At 39.7% G+C, this 3,998-nt stretch carries 5 protein-coding genes; 1 reads left to right on the forward strand and 4 read right to left on the reverse strand.

The annotated features are described in order from the left end of the window. Positions 1-138 precede the first annotated feature (138 nt). From P2W73_RS26205 to P2W73_RS26215, 3 genes are all read right to left on the reverse strand, one after another. Positions 139-741: a hypothetical protein gene (locus P2W73_RS26205; protein WP_276505069.1), complete on the reverse strand. Its 603-nt coding sequence runs from the start codon at positions 739-741 to the stop codon at positions 139-141. Between the two features lie 121 nt (positions 742-862). Beyond that, the gene (locus tag P2W73_RS26210; RefSeq protein WP_276505070.1) at positions 863-1,360 is read right to left on the reverse strand and encodes a hypothetical protein; all 498 of its coding nucleotides are present in this window, start codon (positions 1,358-1,360) and stop codon (positions 863-865) included. 232 nt (positions 1,361-1,592) lie between these two features. Next, entirely contained in the window at positions 1,593-1,949 is a 357-nt protein-coding gene (locus P2W73_RS26215) for a hypothetical protein (RefSeq protein WP_276505071.1), read from the reverse strand. Positions 1,950-2,373: 424 nt separating this feature from the next. On the opposite strand from P2W73_RS26215, the gene P2W73_RS26220 reads away from it, so the two are divergent. Continuing rightward, the gene (locus P2W73_RS26220) at positions 2,374-3,555 is read left to right on the forward strand and encodes a DEAD/DEAH box helicase (RefSeq protein WP_276505072.1); all 1,182 of its coding nucleotides are present in this window, start codon (positions 2,374-2,376) and stop codon (positions 3,553-3,555) included. A gap of 6 nt (positions 3,556-3,561) precedes the next feature. Here the strand turns inward: P2W73_RS26220 and P2W73_RS26225 are convergent, their stop codons facing one another. After that, positions 3,562-3,777 (reverse strand): hypothetical protein, encoded by a 216-nt coding sequence (locus tag P2W73_RS26225; protein ID WP_276505073.1) that lies wholly within the window; start codon positions 3,775-3,777, stop codon positions 3,562-3,564. Positions 3,778-3,998 lie beyond the last annotated feature (221 nt).

Raw genomic sequence — 3,998 nt, forward strand, 5'->3', positions numbered from 1 at the left:
TTTAACATCCGCATCAACCACGTCTTCCACACACCAATCCCCATAATTACAAGCAACGCCTACCAGCAGGTTCCGTACAACTAAGAGTTCATCGTTGGCCCTTCAGGCCCGACGAACTCTTAGTTGTAAGCGGCTGTATTATTTCCAGTAGCCCATTAAGTATTTTTGAATTTGTTTCTTGTCAGCTAAGTCAAATAATTCTAAGCTGTTCCAGTCAATGAGAATAAGTTCGCATTCTTCTCCCAAAGCGTACAAGGCTGCTTGGATTAGGTCAAACTGTGGTGATGAAACAATAAGTCCTATGTGCATCCAAATGTTTTTTACAAATTCTCCTTCTGTGTCAAAAAAGATTGTGAAGTTTGAAAAGCCAAATGCTTTTGTCGCTCCGCTTTCACAATCCAGGATTTCACTTTTGTCATACCGTATATGTCTTGCTTTTTGAAATTGGAAGTCCGTTAATGTCTTTTCAAGATAGTCAACTCTTATTTCTTTTGAAACAGTTTTAAATGGCATCGAACCCCTTTCAAATGTCGCACTAAAGCCATAATCAGTTCTTGATTTTGTTGCTAACTCGTCAATTTGTCCAGCCTGCTTTTGAATGAATGCTTTGTTTTCAAATGGTACAATTTCAATTTGGCAATAACCGTCCTCCCAAAATGCTGGAACATATTCGTTGGGGTCAAACTTTATTGACTTGGTTTTGTCAGGTTTGAGAAACTTCAGAAATGAAAACAGTCCCATTGATGCGTTTTGAGGTGAGTGCTGTCCATAAATATAGCCGCTTACGTTCAGGCATTTGTGCTGTTGGGGGCTTCATCTATTCGTCGCCCCAGCTGACGCAAAACCTCGCTGTTGGCTGTAGTTATAATTTTGTCGCATAGAAAGTCTTTTTGAAATTCTCCAGATACTTTCCTTTGTCAAGGTCCCCGCTAACAAAAATAATTGCAGTATTGTCTTTCATAATAACTGCATCAAAAACTAAGTTTTTATAGTCCGTGCCTTTTTCGGTTTCTGTGAAGGAAAGGATAAAAGCTTTATAACCATTTATCGTTGTGTCTTTTTTTACAATATCAGTAAGAGTATAGCCATTTTGTTTGGACATTGTAACAAGATTTTCAATTTCTCCAATAGCAGCTTTCATTGTCGTATTTGGTAAGATAGAAAATGAGAATGCAGATGGATTAATTGTGTTTAAGTCAGATTTACCGTTTGGTGTGTAAACAAATGTTCCTTGGAAATTTGCTGCATAATGAAATCCACTAATGGTTGTGTCAATTTTTAAATCTTCAAATTTTATTTGTCCAAAAGAAAAATGAGATACAAAAAAAGTCAGCAAGAGGATAGTCAATTTAATTTTCATTTTGCCATTATTTTTTGAGCGAAGGGTCTGTCAAATAATTACAGCCAACGGCTCCGAATTAGCGATGTGGCGGCCTTCCTTGATTCATCAGCCGGACGTTAGGTGGTTAAAGATATATAGCTGAATTTAAATTCCAAAGCTCATCTGTGATTCGAAAAGTTGGAACTGCATCTCATTCGTGTTAATGTCGATTAGGATTTATTCGACCATATTGCAATGTTAGCCGACGTCTTTACCGGGAGAGGTCTGACCCATTCGCCAAAATAAGATCAAAAGGTGCATGTAGCAGGCCATTCACTTCCGGCAAGTCTTTGACTATTTCAGGAATTTCATCAAGAAACTGCAACAAACAAACATGCTTGTGGCCAATACTCACCTTTTGAGTAGGCGCCCAGCCGTTAATTATTGAAAACGGAATATGTACAGACGTATGAGTAAAATTGTCTGACCCGTGCCAAAAGAAAGTGTCGAAGTTCATTGGCAAACTAAACTCAACAGGAGAATAGGTTGCATATAGGAAAACTTCATTAGTCTTCGTTTTCCAATCCAAGAACGGACCGACAAGAGGTTCGTCGAGTTGGTCCCTCATAACACGCAGAACTTGATTTTTGAGTAGGTCGAGCGTCTTGTCCGACAAAAAAGATGTGAATCGGAAATGAGAAATATTATCTAAAGTGACTTTGCTATTAGGCATCTTGCAATAAATGGCTGCTTACAGTTGTATTCCCGCTAAAATACGCCTCTCCAACTACCAAACAATTTTTTCAACTTATTCTTTCTCAAGCTATATAGAAAAAATACGCAACTCCGCCAATAGCGTAAATTAAACGCTACTATCTGATTGATTAAGGAAGTGATAAAAAGCTGCAGTGCCGGACATTAGTGAAAGACGCCACATTGTATCCTCCCCCCGTTCAACTATCTTTGCGCTTTCCAAAAAGCAGGAACAGCCTGCCTCACATTAATATTATATCAACTTGCGATTCACCGATTTTAATTTTCATCCGAACCTCATGGAAGGTATTGAGGCTTCTAATTATGAAAAAGCCACCCCGGTACAACAACAGGTTATTCCAGCCATACTAGCCGGTAAAGATATCATTGCTTCTGCCCAGACGGGCACAGGTAAAACAGCCGCTTTTTTATTGCCCGTTATTCATAAGCTATTGAGCAATCATGTGGATGGACAGGTGGGTGCATTGGTCATCGTACCTACCCGTGAACTGGCAATCCAGATCTCCCAGCATTTGGAAGGCCTTTCTTATTTCACACATCTAAGCTCTATTGCTGTGTACGGGGGTAATGATGCACAGAATTTTGTGGCTGAAAAAAAAGCCTTACAATCAGGCGCCGATATTATTGTTTGTACACCCGGCCGCATGATTGCACACCTGAATATGGGTTATGTGTCCATGAAGGGCCTGCAATTTTTGGTGCTGGATGAAGCGGACCGCATGCTGGATATGGGTTTTCAGGATGAGTTGACCCGCATTATTAAAGCATTACCGGTAAAGCGTCAGACATTGTTGTTTTCAGCCACTATGCCGCCAAAGATCAGGCAGCTTGCCAGGAATATTTTACATGAACCTGCCGAGATTAATATTGCTATTTCCAAGCCACCAGAAAAAATTGTTCAAAAAGCTTTCGTCGTACATGAAGAGCAGAAACTTTCATTGGTAAAACATTTACTAAAGAGTACACCGTATAAAAGTGCATTGATCTTTTGCAGCCGTAAGCAAAATGTAAAACAATTAGCCCGGACGTTAAAACAGGCGGGGTTTTCGATTGAAGAAATGCACAGCGATTTAGAGCAGTCGCAACGGGAAAGTGTAATAGGCGGTTTTACAAGCGGCCGGATACCGGTAATGGTAGCTACTGATATTTTAAGCCGCGGTATTGACATCGATACTATCGACCTGGTGATAAACTATGATGTGCCGCATGATGGCGAAGATTATGTACACCGCATTGGACGTACGGCAAGAGCGGAAGCGGATGGAATGGCTTTTACAATGGTAGGAGAAAAAGAACAGAACAAATTTGCCGGCATTGAAGCACTCATTGGTAAAGAAGTAGAAAAAGCAGATATCCCCATTGAGCTGGGACCCGGTCCTGTTTATAACCCAAGACTAAGAACAGGAGGCAAAAGGCCCAATCGAAAATTTTATCATCGTAAACCGGGCGGCAAACGCTAAGTCTTTTCAGGAAGCCCTTCCTTCGTTGGCAGAGATGCTTTCTATTAATTGTTTTATTTCTTCCTTACTAAGATTCATTTTCTTCTCAAGGCGTTCCAGTAGCGCATCTTCCTGCCCCGGTTGATAGTTAAGATCTTCATCGGTCAGGTAAATATTATTTTCCTTCAAATCCTCTTTGACATCTTCCCACGGTTTTTGCAATTTAAATTGATTAGTTGCCATGTGGATCTTTTTTTCAAAATTACAGACAATATCCAAGCCATTTATAAGGATGCTGCAAAGAAGCTAATTAACTCAAGTTGCTAGTTAATATGTCAAAAAACTATTTGGTCAACGCAATAGGCTGTTTGGTGTATAAAAAAAGAAGTGAGCATTAATAAAAGATAATTTTGAGTTACCACACGCAAAACTCGATTATCAATGCTCACAGAAGATAAAATTAT

The sequence above is a fragment of the Terrimonas pollutisoli genome, assembly GCF_029360765.1.
In the GTDB taxonomy this organism is placed as follows: Bacteria; Bacteroidota; Bacteroidia; order Chitinophagales; family Chitinophagaceae; genus Terrimonas_B; species Terrimonas_B pollutisoli.